We start from the raw sequence: 19,256 nt of genomic DNA, 5'->3' as shown, positions 1-19,256 counted from the left end.
GACTTAAAAGGAATACAAGTTAGAACTCAGACGTTAATGCAGCCTAGCGGTCGAGTTGAATCAAGGTCGTGGATAGGGGAACCATGATTTTCAGTGGAGGGTAAACCAAATGAGGCTGCTCAACGATGCCTTCATATAATGGCATAGGTTAACCAATTTCTATTAACTAATTGAAATAATTAAATATAATCATCAAACGCTCAATCTATTCAGTCGTAATCATTTCTCCCAGAATCAATCATTTATAACTCACATTCATTCAAAGGCACTAAATTGTGCTTGTGACTCTTCTTTTAATCGGTCGCAACATACACCTTCAATCGTCTCGATGTACTCCGATTGCTGTGTAACCCGCATCGCCAAACAAAAAGGTTGGCAGTAGCCAACCTTATCAATGAACTAATAATCATAAATGCAGTAAATGCGTTCAAATTGACCCGACGCGAGATCGTCCCGGTGGATAATAAAATTCAATTGCATAGAATGCTCACTGTAGACGACTTTGAACAGTACTAGATAATCTTCGGCATTGCCGCCTAATTCAGCCGCGGCGCGGAGTTCGGGTGCTTTATAGCGGCTATCACCATGGCCATTAATGCTGGCTATCCCATCGAAATAGGGCAGCGGCTGCTCGGGAACGAGCAATTCCTGCAGGTTGGATGACTGCCATTCAGGTAGTGCCGCCCACTGCGCTTGAGTGAAAATCTGCCCGGGAATTAACCCCTGCTTATTCATTTTCATCAGGTCAAAGAAGTAGAGCTGATCTTGCCACTCAGATGCCAATTCGTCATCCACAACCGCTAGGGCCTCCAGCACCATAGCTTGTTGCGGTTCTGGTAGCGCTTGTAAACGTGCCTTGGCTAACTTTACTAAATGCGGGTTGTCACTATTAATCATGTCAGGGGCTATCATCTTAATGCTGGCAATTCCCTGAAGTTGATAAGCCTCTTCATACTCATAGTTTGCACATACCGCATCGTCGAACTTAGGTTCGGCAATCGCTTTTCCAGAGTTCAGTTGTTGATCCTCAGCGACATAATAGACATGGCCGCGAAGCATTTCCGAGAATCGCCAGCGCTCCAAAAAGAACAACAATCGCCCTTCTCGAGGCAAATAAGATTGAAACGCCTTCAGGTCGCTGCAGTTGAGCTGTGCGATAAATTGCATGGGCACACGGAAGGCTTGCGCCGCCTCGTCCCAATCCGAATCTTGCGACCAACAATAATGTTCCTCGATATACTCGCGAGTGTGGTCGAATTCCTCAGCGTAAGCATCCAGCATCTCCTCCCGTCCAACCAAAGTCACCGGATAATCCATGCCGACAGGCAAATCCGGCAATCCACCCAGCCGGCTGTTACCTAACTGGGCATAGTCTTCGATTGCACAGGGATAGAGATCGACACTACTGCGAATAAACGCCGAAAGCGTATGGGCAAGATGTGGGTCTTTAAACTGCGCCAGCTTTTGCTCTAACAACTGCCGACGAATGGGGGAATTTTCTGCTAAAAATATATCCATATTTACCTCACGACTCCAATGTTTGTTTTTTATCATTTCTATCAACTATTTGCCATCTTCAAATAAGGTAAATTGCCAAGCCTATCACACGATTAGCAAAGCCGGAGTCAACGGCTTGCTAATGAGAAGGGCAACGACCTAGGCGATAGGAAACCCCTCCCATTAATTACTGCTACACTCAAATTCAGCGAAAAAGATCAACAAAAGGATTTGTTTATGGCGATTGCCTGTGTCAATACCCGAGCCAGTTGTGGGGTCGAAGCTCCACAAGTCACAGTTGAAGTGCATCTCAGCAACGGCTTACCTGCATTTAATCTTGTAGGCTTACCCGAAGCTTCGGTAAAAGAAGCCCGTGAGCGAGTACGCAGTGCCTTGATCAATGCGGGATTCGAGTTTCCAATGCGGCGGATAACCGTCAATCTCGCGCCAGCTGATTTACCTAAACAAGGTGGCCGCTACGACTTACCCATCGCCGTGGGCATATTGGCCGCTTCGGAACAGATTCCCATTAACAGTTTAAAAAATATCGAGTTTGTCGGTGAGTTGGCACTGTCTGGACACATACGTTATTGCCAAGGGTTATTGCCCGCGATTATCGCTGCAAAGCGCCAAGACCATACCTTGGTCTTACCGCTAGATAACCGCCACGATGCCGAGCTAGTCGGCTATCCCAATGTGTTATTTGGTTCGCATCTGCAAAGTCTAGCCGCGTATTTACAAGGGCAAAACCAACTGCCAACACTGGCGCCACAGTTAGAATGGGTAAGCCAAGAGACACCCGAGTCCCATACTTGCCTGAGCGATGTGATTGGCCAATATCAGGCCAAGCAAGCACTCGAAATTGCCGCTGCGGGTAACCACAACCTCTTGATGCTAGGCCCGCCGGGTACTGGCAAGACCATGCTTGCCAGCCGCATGATGGCGCTATTGCCCGCGCTCAATTATGAGGAAGCGTTAGAAGTGGCGGCAATTCATTCCGTTGCAGGACTCGACATTAAACCGCAGCATTTTTTACAGCGACCATTTAGGGCACCGCACCACACGAGTTCTTCAATTTCCCTCGTGGGCGGTGGCAGTATCCCAAAACCTGGGGAGATCTCCCTCGCCCATCGCGGTGTATTATTCTTGGATGAAGTGGCTGAATTTCCGCGTAAAGTCTTAGATTGCCTGCGCGAACCGATGGAAACCGGCGAAGTAGTGATTTCCCGCGCCGCCGCTAAGCTGACATTTTTAAGTCGATTCCAATTAATCGCAGCGATGAATCCTAGCCCTAGTGGCGACTTGGATAGCCATCATAGATCCAGCCCAGAACAAATCCAACGTTACCTTTCGCGGCTTTCAGGTCCGTTTCTCGATCGTTTCGACTTGACCATAGAAGTGCCCAAACTTCCCGCGGGCACCTTGACTCAAGCCGCGCCGCAGACAGAAACCAGCCAAGATATCGCCAAACGAGTGAAGCTGGCGCGTGAGCTACAACTCGCCCGTGCTGGTGTGCTCAATAGCGAACTTACAGGGAAACAATTGAAACGCTTCAGCGGGCTCAGTGATGCTGATTTAGTATTTTTGGAGCAAAGCGTGGTCAAGCTTGGCCTTTCGGTTCGCAGTTTTCATCGTATACAAAGAGTCGCCCGCACTATCGCCGATCTTGAACAAGCACCTAACACCGAACGCCGTCATCTTGCCCAAGCACTGGGTTATCGTGCTATGGATAGGTTGCTGGCACGACTATCCCAGCAATATTGAGTCAGCCACTTTACAGTGAAGATGAACAAATGCACCGACCAGCAGTGCCTAAGATTGAGCCAAACGCCTACACCGAGTAACATAGGCCTCCAATTTTTGTCAGGGGGCTCGGATGGGAATGCTGTTTTCACAGATAAAAGGCTGTATTGCATTTTTAGGTTACGTTATAAATACCGTCTTTTGGACTATCCCAATCGTGTTAATAAGTTTTATAAAACTGATACCTATCAGTCCATTAAGGACTGCGACTAGTCATGTGCTCGACTTTTGTGCCAGTGCTTGGATCAGCGTCAATGGCGTGATTGAGCGTTGCTTGCATCCCGTTAAAATAGAACTGAGTGGTGACACCGACTTTTCCACTAAAGAGTGGTATATGGTGATTGCCAACCACCAGTCTTGGGTCGATATCCTGATCCTGCAGCGGATTTTTAACCGAAAAATCCCTTTCTTAAAGTTTTTCCTCAAGCAAGAGCTGATTTTTGTGCCTGTATTAGGCCTAGCTTGGTGGGCACTCGATTTTCCTTTTATGCGTCGTTATAGCACGGCACAGTTGCGTAAGAATCCTAAGTTAAAGGGCAAAGACATTGAAATTACACGTAAAGCCTGTACTAAGTTTAAGGCTAAGCCTGTGAGTGTGATGAACTTTGTCGAAGGCACGCGCTTCAGCAAGGCTAAGCATCAAAAACAAAACTCACAGTTCCAACATTTGCTAAAACCTAAAGCGGGCGGCATGGCCTTCGCGCTATCAGCCATGGGTGAACAGATCCACAAGCTAGTCGATGTCTCCATTTACTACCCAGACGCAGTACCGAGCTATTGGGACTACCTGACAGGCAAGTTGCCAAGCGTTAAAGTACACATCAAGGTCTCCGATATTGATCCTGCAATGCGCGGTGATTATATGAATGACCGCGATTTTAAAATTGGCTTCCAAGAACAACTGAATCAACTCTGGCTCACTAAGGATCAAGTGTTAAGCCAACTCGCTAGCCAAGCGAATAAAGAATAAAGGTAACGCCACTATGTTGAATTTCCTGCCTGGTTCAGTGTTGTTTATGCTGAGCTTAAGCTTGCTGATCATTAATACCGCCGTTTGGGGCTCGCTTATCAGCATTGGCGGATTAGTGAAACTTGTGATGCCAGCACAAGGTGCGCGCAATGCGGTGACTACGGTCATGAACCGTTTTATGTGGGCTTGGGCCTGCTGCAACGGTGGCATCTTGTATTTGATCGCTAAAATTGAGTGGGATGTCAAAGGGCTCGAAGGACTCGATAAAAACAGCTGGTATTTGCTGATCAGCAACCACCTCAGTGGATTCGATATCGCCGCGCAAACTTACGTGTTACGTAACCACATCCCTATGCTGAAGTTCTTCCTCAAAAAAGAACTCATCTATGTGCCCATCATGGGCCTAGGATGTTGGGCGCTGGATATGCCATTTATGAATAGAACCAGCCCCGCAAAACTCAAAAAGAATCCAAAGCTTAAGGGTAAAGATTTAGCGACCACACGCCGCGCCTGTGCCAAGTTTAGCAATATGCCCACGTCAATCATTAACTATGTTGAAGGCAGCCGTTTTACCCAAGATAAACATCAGCGCCAAAACTCGCCTTATCAACATTTGTTACGTCCTAAAGCGGGTGGTATCGCCTTTACCTTATCAGCCATGGGCGAACAATTTACTAACCTGCTGGATATGACAATCGTCTACCCAGATGCGCCTGAAGATATTCTGTTTGGGGTGATGAATGGTAAGGTCAGTAAGATTATTGTGCGAATTAACGCCCTGCCCGTGCCCCAGGTCGATGCGGCACGTTATTTCTCTGAATCTGAGTACCGCGTCGAATTCCAACGCTGGTTAAACCAAGTGTGGGCGGAAAAAGATCTACAAATTCATGCTTTACTCCAAACACATCAAAGTGTGAACAATAAGGCCACCAGCCCCAATCACACTCAAGCAAGCTAGCTCGTCTCTAGCTTTGCTCTAGTTCAGCAACGCATGCCGCTGCAGCGGATAACTCCAATTCATTGAATACGGTTATTCCTGCGGCACTGAGTTTTTCAGCTGTTAATCCTCGTCCCGCAATTAACTGTTTTACAAATTGACCATCGTAAATCTGCCTATTACCACAGGATGGACTGCGGGCTTTTAAAATCGCCACTTTAATCCCGTGTTGCTGCGCCAGCTTAAGCGCGAGATCGGCTCCCAGACTAAAAGCGTGAGTCACATCCTCACCCTGAGCGGTTAAGATACGCTGCCCAACCCGCTCCGCTGGCGGTCTAGGTGTTGGCAAACCGCCTGCACATTCGGGACAAATCGCCACAATCCGCCCTTGCTCGAGCCACGTTTGCACCAGCTCGCTCTCCATCAAGTTATGGCCACCGTCGTAGCGCACCGCTTGTCCGAGTAAACAACTGCTCACTAACACTTTTTCCACTGTCATCCCCAAATGTCTCATTCCGCCCATAGCATAACGCGAAGGATAAACATGCCAAATGCATTTGGACGATTTCCCCCAAAACCATCAACATCCGCAACGAGGCAGGAAGGTTAAAACCACGTCATTGTTGACAATTTAATATTTAAATATTCATAACATAAAATATTAATAACGAGATAATTAAAATAAAATGATAAAAATCAATAATAAAAATAGAAATCTATTGAAATATAGACTTACGTCTAAGTAAACACATTGTTGACAATCCACCAAGGGAGGGCTATTTTTTACCCATTGTCGACAATCCTATTAATAGTGATGCGCTCTATGTTGAAGCAAGACACGACGTTCGTTTCTGATGACACTCAAGTTCCCCATCTGCACAAGGTCAAATCGACCTCGGCAGATAAGACGTCGACCACATTAGCCGATCAAATTTTGGTGCAGATCCAAACCAGCATCATCAAGGGCGAACTGCCTGCGGGCAGTAAAATTAACGAGCAAGCGCTGGCCGAAAAATACGGTATCAGCCGCGGCCCAACCCGCGAAGCCCTGCAAACCTTAGAAAGACAACGCTTAGTAGTGCGCGCACCCCATGTTGGTGCCCGCGTCGCCCAACTGACGGTGAGTGAACTTAACGATTTATATCAACTACGTAGCGTACTTGAAGGCATGGCCTGCGAACTCGCCGCCAGCCGTATTACCCCAGAACAATTAGCCAAGCTAGAAGATCTGCTCGCAACGCAAGAAGCAGCGCTCGCCAAAGGCGATACTTACTTCCAAGAGGAAGGCGATGTCGACTTCCACTACCAAATTATTCAAGCCAGCGGTAACAAGCATCTGCAGGAAACCTTAGTCGGCGGCCTGTATCACTTGCTGCGTATGTATCGCTACCAGTGCACTAATAAAAATCGTCCCGTGAAAGCGATTGCCGAGCACAGACGCATAGTCGAAGCCATTGCCCAGCGCGATGGTGAGTTGGCCAGTTTGCTGATGCGCCGCCATATCGAACAGGGGCGTAAAAATACCGAATTACGCTTAATTGAATTGCAAGCCAATGCAGCCGCAAAAGAAACCTTAGCCAACATTAGCTAAGTTCTTACGGCTCAATATGCCCACTTCCCATAAAATGGAAAAGGATAAAACCATGACCCAAAGCGCAGGATTACGTTTTCGCCAAGCTCTTGCTAAGGCCAAACCGTTACAAATCGTTGGCACCACCAATGCCTATTTTGCCTTAATGGCAGAACAAACAGGCTTCCAAGCCTTGTATCTTTCGGGCGCTGGCGTTGCCAATGCTTCCTACGGTTTGCCAGATTTAGGCATGACCTCAATGAATGACGTGCTGATTGATGCCGGCCGCATCACCTCTGCCACGCAAGTGCCTTTATTGGTCGATATCGATACTGGCTGGGGCGGCGCATTCAACATTGCTCGTACCATTAAAGAATTCGAAAAAATCGGCGTCGCCGCTGTGCACATGGAAGACCAAGTGTCACAAAAGCGTTGCGGCCATAGACCTAACAAAGCGGTAGTGAGCATTGAAGAAATGGTCGATCGCATTAAAGCGGCCGTCGATGCCCGTACCGATCCTAACTTTGTGATCATGGCGCGTACCGATGCGGTTGCCGTAGAAGGTTTAGAAGCGGGTATTGAACGCGCGCAAGCGTATATCGCCGCCGGTGCCGACATGATCTTCGCCGAAGCCTTAACTGAGCTAGACCAATATCGCCATTTTAAAGCACAGGTAAAAGCACCGATTTTGGCGAACATGACTGAATTTGGTCAAACCCAATTGTTCAATAAAGAAGAGCTCGCCGAGGCGGGCGCCGACATGGTGCTCTACCCACTCGGTACTTTCCGTGCAGCCAACCAAGCCGCACTGAACGTCATGCAAGCGCTGATGAATGATGGTCATCAACGCAACGTGCTAGACACTATGCAGACCCGTAAAGACTTGTATAAATACTTGGGCTACCACGCCTTTGAAGACAAGTTAGATCAACTGTTCAGCCAAGATAAATAACCGAAAAGCTGCAACCCTACAGGGTTTGGCGTTAAAACCGATTTAGCGTTAAACAAATTAAATAAAAAGTGCAGCCTTAACCAATAAATGTCGGCGAATGAACACTCAAAAATAAGTGCATTCATCCACCAGCAATAACCACATAGAGTTAACGGAAGGGAAGGATTATGTCAGAAGCTAAAAAACTAAGCGGTGCAGGATTACGTGGCCAGAGCGCAGGCGAAACCGCATTGAGCACAGTGGGCGTGTCAGGCTCGGGCCTAACGTACCGCGGTTATGATGTGAAAGATCTCGGTGAAAATGCCACCTTCGAAGAAGTCGCCTACCTTATTCTTTACGGCGAGCTGCCCACTCAAGCCCAACTTGATGCCTACAAAACCAAACTCAAAGGCCTTCGCGGTCTGCCGCAAGCATTAAAAGAAGTATTGGAGCGCATTCCAGCCGACACTCATCCTATGGATGTGATGCGTACTGGCTGCTCTATGCTAGGCAACTTAGAAGCCGAGCACAGCTTTAGCGAACAGAGTGAAATTACCGACCGTTTACTCGCCGCATTCCCATCGATCATCTGTTACTGGTATCGCTTTAGCCACGATGGCGTGCGTATCGATACTGAAACCGATGACGATCAAATTGGCGCACACTTCCTCCACTTATTACATGGCAAAGCGCCGTCGGCACTGCATGCTAAAGTGATGGACGTATCGTTAATTCTTTATGCAGAACATGAATTTAACGCATCAACCTTTACCGCTCGCGTCTGTGCTTCCACCCTGTCAGACATGCATTCGTGCGTCACTGGGGCGATTGGTTCACTGCGCGGTCCGCTGCATGGCGGCGCGAACGAAGCGGCGATGGAACTCATTCAAGATATGAAAGATGAAGCCGATGCGCGCGACATCTTAATGGGCAAACTCGAGCGTAAAGATAAGATCATGGGCTTCGGTCACGCGATTTACCGCGACAGCGATCCACGTAACGCCATCATCAAAGAATGGTCAGAAAAACTGGCGGCGGCCAACGGTGACGACCGCCTATACCGCGTATCAGTTGCCTGCGAAGCCCTGATGTGGGAACAGAAAAAACTCTTCTGTAATGCTGACTTCTTCCATGCCAGCGCTTACCACTACATGGATATTCCGACTAAGTTGTTTACGCCAATCTTCGTGTGTTCACGCGTCACTGGCTGGGCGGCGCACGTGATGGAGCAACGCTCTAACAACCGCATCATCCGCCCGAGTGCCGATTATGTGGGCGTGGCACCGCGCAAAGTGGTACCGATTGCCAACCGTTAAGCAAAATTGACCACACTTGGCGCGAGATTTCACTCAATGTAAGTCTCGCGCCAACTTCATTTTCCGAAATGGATGATGTTATGAGCACTGCTATGAATACCCAATATCGCAAGCCCTTACCCGGCACTCAACTCGATTACTTCGATACCCGCGAAGCCGTAGAAGCCATTCAAGCTGGCGCGTATGCCAAGCTACCTTACACCTCGCGCGTTTTAGCTGAAAACTTAGTCCGTCGCTGCGACCCGGCCGTTTTGACCGACTCGCTAAAACAGATTATCGAATCTAAGCAAGAACTGGATTTCCCTTGGTTTCCTGCCCGCGTGGTGTGCCACGACATTTTGGGGCAAACCGCTTTAGTTGACCTTGCAGGTCTGCGTGACGCTATTGCCGCTAAGGGTGGCGATCCCGCCAAAGTGAACCCTGTTGTACCAACACAATTAATTGTGGATCACTCACTCGCTGTCGAATTTGGAGGCTTCGATAAAGACGCCTTTGCCAAAAACCGCGCCATCGAAGACAGACGCAACGAAGACAGATTCCACTTTATTGATTGGACACAAAAAGCCTTTAAAAACATTGATGTCATCCCTCAGGGTAACGGCATCATGCACCAAATTAACTTAGAACGTATGTCGCCTGTGGTGCATTCACGCAATGGCGTGGCCTTCCCCGATACCTTAGTTGGCACCGACAGCCACACGCCGCACGTTGATGCGCTCGGTGTTATCGCCATAGGTGTCGGCGGCTTAGAAGCCGAAAGCGTCATGCTAGGGCGCGCATCCTATATGCGTCTACCGGACATTATCGGTGTTGAGCTCACGGGCAGACCGCAGCCTGGCATTACGGCTACCGATATCGTATTGGCCTTGACCGAGTTTCTACGCGCACAAAAAGTTGTCTCTTCTTACTTAGAGTTCTTCGGCGAAGGCGCAGCGGCGCTGACATTAGGCGATCGCGCCACGATTTCGAATATGACGCCTGAATTTGGTGCCACTGCGGCCATGTTCTACATCGACCAGCAAACCTTAGATTATTTGACCTTAACTGGCCGCGAAGCCGAGCAAGTTAAACTGGTTGAAACCTATGCCAAAACCGCAGGTTTGTGGGCCGACAGCTTGACCGAAGTGCACTATCCACGCGTACTGCATTTTGATTTATCTTCGGTGGTGCGCACCATTGCAGGGCCATCAAACCCACATGCACGGGTGCCAACATCAGAATTGGCTGAGCGCGGAATTAGCGGCGTAGTCGAAAACGAGCCCGGCTTAATGCCCGATGGTGCTGTGATTATTGCGGCGATTACCAGTTGCACTAACACCAGTAACCCGCGCAACGTGATTGCTGCAGGTCTCATTGCCCGCAACGCCAACGCTAAAGGCTTAAGCCGCAAACCTTGGGTCAAAACCTCACTCGCCCCCGGCTCAAAAGCTGTGCAGTTGTATTTGGAAGAAGCCAAGCTATTACCTGAACTTGAACAACTCGGCTTTGGCATTGTTGGTTTTGCCTGCACGACGTGTAACGGTATGAGTGGCGCGCTGGATCCTGTGATTCAAAAAGAAGTGATCGACCGCGACTTGTACGCCACCGCTGTGTTATCGGGTAACCGCAACTTCGATGGCCGTATTCATCCCTATGCAAAGCAAGCTTTCTTAGCATCGCCGCCATTGGTCGTCGCCTACGCAATTGCCGGCACCATACGTTTCGATATCGAAAAGGATGTGTTGGGATTAGATAAAGACGGCAACCCAGTCAAACTTATCGACATTTGGCCATCGGATGAAGAAATCGATGCCGTGATTGCGACCAGTGTTAAACCTGAGCAGTTCCGTAAAGTGTACGAGCCCATGTTCGATTTAGCCGTCGATTACGGCGAAAAAATCAGCCCGCTGTACGATTGGCGTCCGCAATCTACTTATATTCGTCGCCCACCTTACTGGGAAGGCGCATTGGCCGGAGAGCGCACGTTAAAGGGCATGCGACCACTGGCGGTACTGGGTGACAACATCACCACGGACCATTTATCGCCCTCTAACGCCATTATGATGGACAGCGCCGCGGGCGAATACCTGCACAAAATGGGCTTGCCGGAGGAAGACTTTAACTCCTACGCCACCCACAGGGGGGATCACTTAACCGCCCAACGCGCAACCTTTGCCAATCCTAAGCTTAAAAACGAGATGGCAATCGTTGACGGTAAAGTGCAACAAGGTTCACTGACGCGTATCGAGCCAGAAGGTCAAGTGACCCGTATGTGGGAAGCGATTGAAACCTATATGGAACGTAAGCAGCCGCTAATCATCATAGCGGGCGCAGATTACGGCCAAGGTTCGTCCCGCGACTGGGCTGCCAAAGGCGTGCGTTTAGCGGGCGTTGAGGCCATTGTTGCCGAAGGTTTCGAGCGCATTCATCGCACTAACTTAGTCGGTATGGGCGTGTTGCCACTTGAATTTAAAGCGGGCGACAATCGTGCAACTTATGGAATAGATGGCACAGAAGTGTTCGATGTCCTCGGCACGCCAGCGCCAAGAGCGGATTTGACTGTCGTCATCACCCATAAAAACGGGGAGCGCATCGAAGTGCCGGTGACGTGTCGTCTCGATACCGCCGAAGAGGTGTCTATCTACGAGGCGGGCGGCGTATTGCAGCGTTTTGCTCAGGACTTTTTAGAGTCGAATCTGAAGTAAAACTCGCTTTCAACAGGTGGCGACTCCACACGTGAATCGCCACCTTTGATAGCAACGCTAACCTGTATCGCTATTCCCCTTGGAGTTAATAGCATGAGTAAGAATTTTTTCCCGCCACAAATCAAAGTCGCCGCGACTTATATGCGCGGCGGCACCAGCAAGGGCGTGTTTTTCCGTCTGCAGGATTTACCTAAAGCCGCACAAGTTGCAGGTCCCGCACGTGATGCCTTGTTACTGCGAGTGATAGGCAGCCCAGACGCTTACGGTAAACAAATCGATGGCATGGGCGGAGCCACCTCGAGCACCAGCAAAACCGTGATCCTCTCCCCTAGCACCCAAACCGATCACGATGTCGATTACATCTTCGGCCAAGTGGCAATCGATAAACCTTTTGTAGATTGGAGCGGTAACTGTGGCAACTTGACCGCCGCTGTCGGTGCCTTTGCCATCAGCAATGGCTTAATTGATACGGCCCGTATTCCACACAATGGCGTCTGTACAGTCCGAATTTGGCAAGCCAACATAGGCAAAACGATTATCGCCCATGTGCCAATCACCAAGGGTGAAGTGCAAGAAACCGGTGATTTTGAGCTCGATGGTGTGACCTTTCCCGCCGCCGAAGTGCAAATCGAATTTATGAACCCCGCCGCCGATGAAGACGGTGAAGGGGGCAACATGTTCCCTACGGGTAATGTTGTCGATGTGCTAGAAGTGCCGGGCATTGGCAGCTTTAACGCTACTATGATCAACGCGGGCATTCCCACCATTTTTATCAACGCAGAAGACTTAGGCTACACAGGCACTGAGCTACAGGATGATATTAATAGCGACAATGCCGCCCTGGCTAAATTTGAAACCATTCGCGCCTATGGCGCCGTGCGTATGGGCTTGATTTCGCATATTGATGAAGCAGTTGCACGCCAACACACGCCTAAAATCGCCTTTGTCGCTAAACCTAAAGCCTATGTCTCATCGAGCGGTAAAACCGTCAATACAGATGAAATTGACCTACTGGTACGCGCCTTGTCTATGGGCAAACTGCACCACGCTATGATGGGCACGGCTGCCGTTGCGATTGGTACGGCGGCGGCAATTCCCGGCACTTTAGTCAACTTAGCCGCAGGCGGTGGAGACACTCACAAAACGATAGATGCTGTACGTTTCGGCCATCCCTCTGGCACCTTGCGCGTTGGCGCCGAGGCAAACTTAGTGAATGGTGAATGGACAGTTGTCAAAGCCATTATGAGCCGCAGCGCCCGGGTACTAATGGAAGGTTTTGTGCGGGTGCCCGCTGCGTAATTTTATCTAAGTAAACAGTTCAACCAAAGACCTTGCTTCTCCCCCTTCCGGCAAGGTCTTTTTTCTATTCTCGCCCATCATTTTAATCTGCTTCGCCCGTATTTGTCTTAGCATGATATGTTGACATACCTGAAACAATGCTAAGATCCTTTAGCAAAAATGCCAGAATACAAACTCGTCATAAAAAAGAATATTGGCAGTAAAACGGTACAGTTAATATATTGCATGATCTATTACAGAATCGCGCCCATCGATTTTGGTTATTTTTAAACCAAGTCAGCAATTTAAGTCGCATTTTTACAGCAAAATGGCATGTAAGGTCTAGGCTAAGAACTAAACTAAATAGAAACCTAATCAGGATGGGTCCGTTTTTGGTAGGGGAAAATTTGAGTCAACTAATCCACAAGCTAATGTTTAGTACGCTTTTTATCCTAAGTTTGTGGGGGATCTCGTGCAATGGATTAGCTCAACCATTGAGCGCGGCTTCTACACAGCTCAAATTTGAACATATTCGCAGTGAAGATGGCCTTACCCAAAATACGATTACTAGCCTGTTTATGGATAATGCAGGTATGTTATGGATTGGCACTCAAGATGGTTTGCATGCTTATAACGGTCACAGCTTCAATATTTTCCCCCATTCACCCAATGATCCGAGGAGTATTTCTGAGAGCTATGTCTCTGACATTATTCAAGACTCAGAAGGTAATATCTGGGTTTCGACTTTCAGCCAAGGGGTAAATCGACTCGATTTGAGCAAAGGGACCTTTGAACACTTTGGACAAGAACAAGGGCTTACCGATCCACGCACAACCAAACTCAGCGTTGTAGGCAATACACTCTGGATTGGTACTAAAGCAGGACTATTTTCCCTATCGACCAAAACCAAACGCATTACCCAAGTGAACTTAGGTAATAGTGTTCAACCCCACATCACCAGCTTAGCCAATGTTGAAGACACTTACCTGCTGGCAGGAACACAAGATAGCGGCACCTTTGCTGTCAGTGCCAATACTATTACTCGCTTAAATGTCCCGCAGAATCTCACTGCACATCAAATTAGGGCACATTCCGCTAATGCGATCACCTTAGCTCTGGGTGGGCAATTATGGCATTACAACTTGGCGTCACAACAGGGCGAAATCCTCTGGCAGACAGACGATAATGTGCCTTACATTAAAGATTTTATCCAAACTGAGCAGGGTGACTTTTGGGTTGTTGGGCCAGAAGCCGGTCTTATTCAACTCGAGAGAAACGATAAGGCATTTACTGCGACCTACCACAGGTATGATCCTAAGCGTACCAACAGTATTAGTGAAAATAACATACTGAGCTTACTGCAAGATCCCTTTGGCAATTTATGGTTAGGTGCCAGTTATTCTGGTCTAGATAAAATTAATACCCGTCGTCAGTATTTTCAGCATATTTACGAATCCACCCCTAACCTGTCGCAACAAAGTAATAACATTCGCACCTTGTTCCGCAGCCAAGATAATGCGCTATGGATAGGCACCGAAGGTGCTGGGCTTAAACGCATGTTAGCCAATGGAAAATATGAACACTACACGGATCTCTTTGCTAACGCCTTAGGGATGCATCAACGCAACTTGAATCTTATCCTGCGAGATATAGACCAAGACAAAAATGGCGTGCTTTGGTTTGCCACTAACTATGGGTTAGGTCGACTGGCGCTAGATGGCCACTTCCAGTTACTCAAGGTGACAGAACGCACTGATCAAGGCTCAGAAACCAATTATATCCGTAGTTTAGATATTGATGAGCAAGGTCACCTCTGGGTGGCAACAACCAATGCCCTCTACCGTAAGGCGATAAATACCGATGAATTTACTTTTATCTCATTGGCACATATTGATAATTTCTATCCGGCACAAAACCAGTTTTTAATCCTCAGAACACACAAAGACACGCTATGGATAGGTACTCTCGATGGCCTACTTAAACTGGATATGAAAACAGGCACAGGTAAATCCTACTTCCATCAATCCTCAGACAAAAACAGCCTGATCAACAACCGTGTCCGCGATATTTTAGTCACAAAGTCGGGCGAGGTATGGTTTGCCACCCATGGTGGGATCAGCAAGTTACCGTCCCAAGAGACTGATGCAGGTTTTAGCCACTATACCCGCAATCAGGGATTACCAAGTGATACCATCTATGCCTTACTCGAGGATCAAGAACACAACATTTGGTTTAGTAGTAATGCGGGGATAGGAAAGCTCAATCCTAAAACCAATCGTGTCATCATATTTAACGAACAAGAAGGGCTACAAGCACTGGAGTTTAACGGTGGCGTAAAACTTGAAGACAGCGATGGCGATCTCTGGTTTGGTGGCATTAATGGCATAAATCGTTTCAATCCAAAGTCAATTCCAGATCAACGACCCGATGTTAAAGTCGCACTCACTGGCTATAGTATTGCGGGTAAAGGGCACACTATTCTCGATTTAAGTCATCCACCTAGCATAGTAATGGACTATAGCGATCAGCTGATCAGTTTTGAGGTGACCTCATTGGATTTCAGCTATACGGGTAAAAACCGCTTCAGCTATTTTCTTGAGGGATTTGATAACGAGTGGCATGAGCTCCCCACAGGTAATGAAATCACCTTCACCAATATTAATCCTGGTCACTACCAACTGCATGTTCGCCATGGGCTGCAATACAACACTCAAGGTGACTACGCCCTGTCTGTCGATCTTCATGTACAAGCGCCCTTCTATCGAACTCAGTTCGCCTATGCCCTCTACAGTTTGCTCTCTCTATGGCTGTTGGCTTGGATCATTATCTGGCGTAAAAGAAAACGTCAGCAACAGCGCGAATTTGAAACCAGTATCCGCGCCTCAGAGGAGCGACTCAAACTTGCACTTTGGGCCTCTGGCGATGGCATGTGGGACTGGAACATACCAGAAAATCGCGTCTATCGTACCAATATGGATTCTTCAGTCCCCCATTGGAATAGCAGCAATATAGCCCATGAGAGCATGCACTCAGAGGATAGAGAAAGATTCAAATTTGAGCTTAACGAACACCTTCAAGGTCGTTCGCCTTTCTTCGAAGCAGAGTACCGAGTCGAACGCTCCCCCGGTAATTGGGTATGGATTTTAGACCGCGGTAAAGTGGTGGAAAAAGATAGCCTAGATAATCCGATCCGCATGACAGGGACCAACCGTAACATTACCTCGCGCAAACTGATTGAAAACGAGTTGGTACTGTCATCACAAGTGCTTAACAGTATGAACGAAGCCGTTGTAGTGGGAGGATTAAATTATCGAATTCGTTCGGTCAACCCAGCATTTTGTGCCATTACAGGGTACACAGAACGCCAAATAACCGACAGGCATTTCATTCACTTAGCCTTTAGTCGCCAACAGCGGGAGTTGTTCAATACAATTGAACAACAGCTACTGCGTCACAAACATTGGGTCGGAGAACTTTGGATCCGCAATAAACAACGTCAGGCCATTTTAGTCTGGCTTGAAATCAACCAAGTGATCGATATCAAAGGCGAAACCAGTCACTTCGTTGCAGTATTTACCGACATCACAGAGCGGAAAAAAGCCGAAGAAGATCTGCGTTTCCTCGCCAGCTTCGACACATTAACTGGCTTACCGAACCGAACCTTATTTCAAGACAGGCTCAATCACGCGATTACTCAAGCGCACAGAGCGAATAATATCGTTGCCTTGCTGTTCTTAGACCTCGACCGCTTTAAACATATCAACGACTCTATGGGTCATCATGTCGGAGATTTATTACTGAAAGCCGTGGCAAGACGACTGCAAAATGCAGTGCGTGATGGCGATACTGTCGCACGCTTAGGTGGCGATGAATTTACTATTATTTTAGAAGGTGTTGCGAAAACAAAAGCCGCAACCCTGATCTCAGAAAAAGTACTCAGAGCATTCCAAACGCCCTTCCTATTGGACGATAAAACGCTGACCATTTCGACCTCAATAGGTATCAGCTTATACCCTAACGATGCGGACAATGCCGACTCACTGATTAAATTTGCCGATACCGCCATGTACCACGCAAAATCATCAGGTCGAAATAACTTTCAGTTTTATACCTCTAAGTTGAATGAAATCGCCACCCGCCATGTACAACTCGAAAGTGGTTTAAAGGAAGCTATCCAACGCAAAGAACTAAGCTTGGTTTATCAACCTAAATTCTGTTTACGAGATGGTTCACTCACAGGACTGGAAGCACTTTTACGTTGGTATCACACTGAACTTGGTCCTATTTCACCGGTGGAATTTATTCCACTGGCGGAAGAAACGGGTATCATCACTCAAATTGGCCATTGGGTGATCAACCACGCCTGCCAGCAATTAGCCGAATGGAACAGCCTAGGATTTAACGGGATCACTATTGCCGTCAACCTATCGGCTCGCCAACTGAAGGCGGACATTATCTCCACCATCGAAGTCGCTTTAGCCGTATCAGGTCTCCCGGCTCAATCCCTTGAGCTTGAGCTTACTGAATCAATGATCATGGGCAATCCGCAGGAGTCGGTCAGCATCCTATCTAAACTCAAGGCCCTAGGATTGACCATAGCCGTGGATGATTTTGGGACGGGTTATTCGAGCCTAAGCTATCTCAAACGCTTCCCGATAGACACACTCAAAATCGATCGAGAATTTGTCAGAGACATCACCAACGATCCCGACGATGCCGCCATCACCAGCGCCATTATTGCCCTCGCTCACAGCTTAGAACTGAATGTCGTCGCCGAAGGCGTAGAGACCCAAGAACAGCTCAACTTCTTGGCGATGCAGGGTTGCGATCAAGTACAAGGTTTTTTACTGAGTAAACCCTTAAATGCCGAAGATTGTTTAACCTTACTCAAAAATCAATCTAAGCCACAGCCACTTTGATTTAAGGCATTATCGACAAAAACAGCCAATAAAAAAGGCTCCTAGGAGCCTTTAAACATCACCACAAATTCCTTACTTTGCTAAACGTTCAACACGCTTAACCCAGCCTTCAGGACCTTTAATATGGCCCTTTTGGATTTCGGTATACAGTTTATAGATGCGCTGAACATGCTCGCCCACTTCACCATTACCGACAGTGACAACATGGCCATCTTCAAAAATGTAGGAGCCCACAGCAGAAACCACGGCCGCCGTCCCAAAACCACCCGCCTCGATAATTTCACCTGATTCAATATCAGCGATAAATTTATCAAGCATGACAGTCTCTTGGCGCACTTCACAACCGAGCATCTCACCCAATTCCATAATGGATTGCGAGGTGATCGACTTCAAAATAGTATCTGTGAAGGTTGGAATAATCACAGTGCCATCTTTCAGAATGTGGAAATGGTTCATCGCGCCCGCTTCTTCAATCTGTTGATTGGTCGAATCGAGATATAACACTTGCGATGCACCAAAGGCTGCCGCCGCTTTACCCGCACGCAATGAAGCCGCATAGTTACCCGCGGCTTTTGAGGCGCCAGTGCCACCCGATACAGCACGATGGAAAGTTTTGCTGATCAGTAAGCGTATGCCTTTGTTCACGCCAGCCGCGTAATAAGCGCCACTTGGGCTTAACACGACACAGAAGGTATAACGCGAACTTGGGCTCACAGAGAGGCGGTCTTCGGTCGCAAAAATAAAAGGACGAATATACAGACACGCGCCTTCTTGCATCGGGAACCAGAGGCGATCGACATCAATCAACGCATTGATCGCATTCATCTGCATTTGTTCATCGATATTGGGAATACAGACGATATCGGCGGAGCGATTCATCCGCTCGGCATTCTTATTAATACGGAAAGTATAAATCTCGCCGTCTTCATGCATAAAGGCTTTAGCGCCTTCGAAGATCGACTGGCCATAATGCAACGCCATTGCACCCGGTGCCATTTCAAATGGTCCATAAGGAACGATGCGCGGATCGCACCATTGTCCATCATGATAATCCATCAAAAACATATGATCGGTTCTGAGGCTACCAAAGCCCACATTACCCTCGGGCTTGAATTGCTCAGTACGGCGCTCGGACGCAGGTTTTAAATTGTAAGTTATTTCCATCGCATACCACCTTGATTACTGAACAAGCAGACTAGGGAGCGACAGGAATAAAGTCAAGAGGGGCGCGCATATCTAAAGGTCTAAGCAAATAAAAAACTCGCTAACACGCTTGGTTCAACTTTTCACACGGCCTCAGAGACAGGATAAAACAATCCGCATTGGGTCACACATAATGCCAATGGCAAGT

The 19,256-nt window shown here is 47.9% G+C and carries 12 protein-coding genes; 9 read left to right on the top strand and 3 right to left on the bottom strand.

The annotated features are described in order from the left end of the window. Positions 1–399 precede the first annotated feature (399 nt). On the bottom strand, positions 400–1,518 hold the full coding sequence (locus tag L5L98_RS12235; protein ID WP_263141154.1) for a YwqG family protein: 1,119 nt from the start codon (positions 1,516–1,518) through the stop codon (positions 400–402). A gap of 216 nt (positions 1,519–1,734) precedes the next feature. Between L5L98_RS12235 and L5L98_RS12230 the strand changes: the two genes are divergently transcribed. The 3 genes from L5L98_RS12230 (at position 1,735) to L5L98_RS12220 (ending at position 5,228) form a co-directional block, all read left to right on the top strand. Next, positions 1,735–3,261, top strand: coding sequence for a YifB family Mg chelatase-like AAA ATPase (locus L5L98_RS12230; protein ID WP_105250475.1), 1,527 nt, complete (start codon positions 1,735–1,737; stop codon positions 3,259–3,261). A gap of 112 nt (positions 3,262–3,373) precedes the next feature. Beyond that, entirely contained in the window at positions 3,374–4,270 is an 897-nt protein-coding gene (locus tag L5L98_RS12225) for an acyltransferase (protein ID WP_212600634.1), read from the top strand. 13 nt (positions 4,271–4,283) lie between these two features. Beyond that, a complete protein-coding gene (locus tag L5L98_RS12220) occupies positions 4,284–5,228 on the top strand; it encodes an acyltransferase (RefSeq protein WP_263141150.1) in 945 nt (314 codons plus the stop codon). A 7-nt stretch (positions 5,229–5,235) separates the two neighbouring features. Here the strand turns inward: L5L98_RS12220 and L5L98_RS12215 are convergent, their stop codons facing one another. Then, on the bottom strand, positions 5,236–5,730 hold the full coding sequence (locus L5L98_RS12215) for a DUF523 domain-containing protein (protein WP_263141148.1): 495 nt from the start codon (positions 5,728–5,730) through the stop codon (positions 5,236–5,238). Between the two features lie 300 nt (positions 5,731–6,030). Between L5L98_RS12215 and L5L98_RS12210 the strand changes: the two genes are divergently transcribed. The 6 genes from L5L98_RS12210 (at position 6,031) to L5L98_RS12185 (ending at position 17,905) form a co-directional block, all read left to right on the top strand. Continuing rightward, on the top strand, positions 6,031–6,798 hold the full coding sequence (locus L5L98_RS12210; protein WP_006084449.1) for a GntR family transcriptional regulator: 768 nt from the start codon (positions 6,031–6,033) through the stop codon (positions 6,796–6,798). Between the two features lie 52 nt (positions 6,799–6,850). Next, entirely contained in the window at positions 6,851–7,729 is an 879-nt protein-coding gene (gene prpB, locus L5L98_RS12205; RefSeq protein WP_006084450.1) for a methylisocitrate lyase, read from the top strand. 167 nt (positions 7,730–7,896) lie between these two features. Further along, positions 7,897–9,024 carry a 2-methylcitrate synthase gene (gene prpC / locus L5L98_RS12200; RefSeq protein ID WP_014611487.1) on the top strand — a complete coding sequence of 376 codons (1,128 nt, stop codon included), beginning with the start codon at positions 7,897–7,899 and terminating at the stop codon, positions 9,022–9,024. An 80-nt stretch (positions 9,025–9,104) separates the two neighbouring features. After that, positions 9,105–11,708: a Fe/S-dependent 2-methylisocitrate dehydratase AcnD gene (gene acnD / locus L5L98_RS12195; protein ID WP_263141142.1), complete on the top strand. Its 2,604-nt coding sequence runs from the start codon at positions 9,105–9,107 to the stop codon at positions 11,706–11,708. Positions 11,709–11,801: 93 nt separating this feature from the next. After that, positions 11,802–13,007 carry a 2-methylaconitate cis-trans isomerase PrpF gene (prpF, locus tag L5L98_RS12190; RefSeq protein ID WP_263141139.1) on the top strand — a complete coding sequence of 402 codons (1,206 nt, stop codon included), beginning with the start codon at positions 11,802–11,804 and terminating at the stop codon, positions 13,005–13,007. Between the two features lie 371 nt (positions 13,008–13,378). Next, complete coding sequence (locus tag L5L98_RS12185; protein WP_263141226.1) at positions 13,379–17,905, top strand: EAL domain-containing protein; 4,527 nt, start codon at positions 13,379–13,381, stop codon at positions 17,903–17,905. Positions 17,906–17,977: 72 nt separating this feature from the next. Here L5L98_RS12185 and L5L98_RS12180 read toward each other — a convergent pair whose 3' ends face one another. Continuing rightward, complete coding sequence (locus L5L98_RS12180; RefSeq protein WP_263141137.1) at positions 17,978–19,069, bottom strand: branched-chain amino acid aminotransferase; 1,092 nt, start codon at positions 19,067–19,069, stop codon at positions 17,978–17,980. Between the last annotated feature and the right edge of the window lie 187 nt (positions 19,070–19,256).

It is taken from the genome of Shewanella sp. SM23, assembly GCF_025654295.1.
Classification (GTDB): Bacteria; Pseudomonadota; Gammaproteobacteria; order Enterobacterales; family Shewanellaceae; genus Shewanella; species Shewanella oncorhynchi.
The sequence above is the reverse complement of the archived record's forward strand: the minus strand, read 5'-3'. Positions and strand labels throughout refer to the sequence as shown.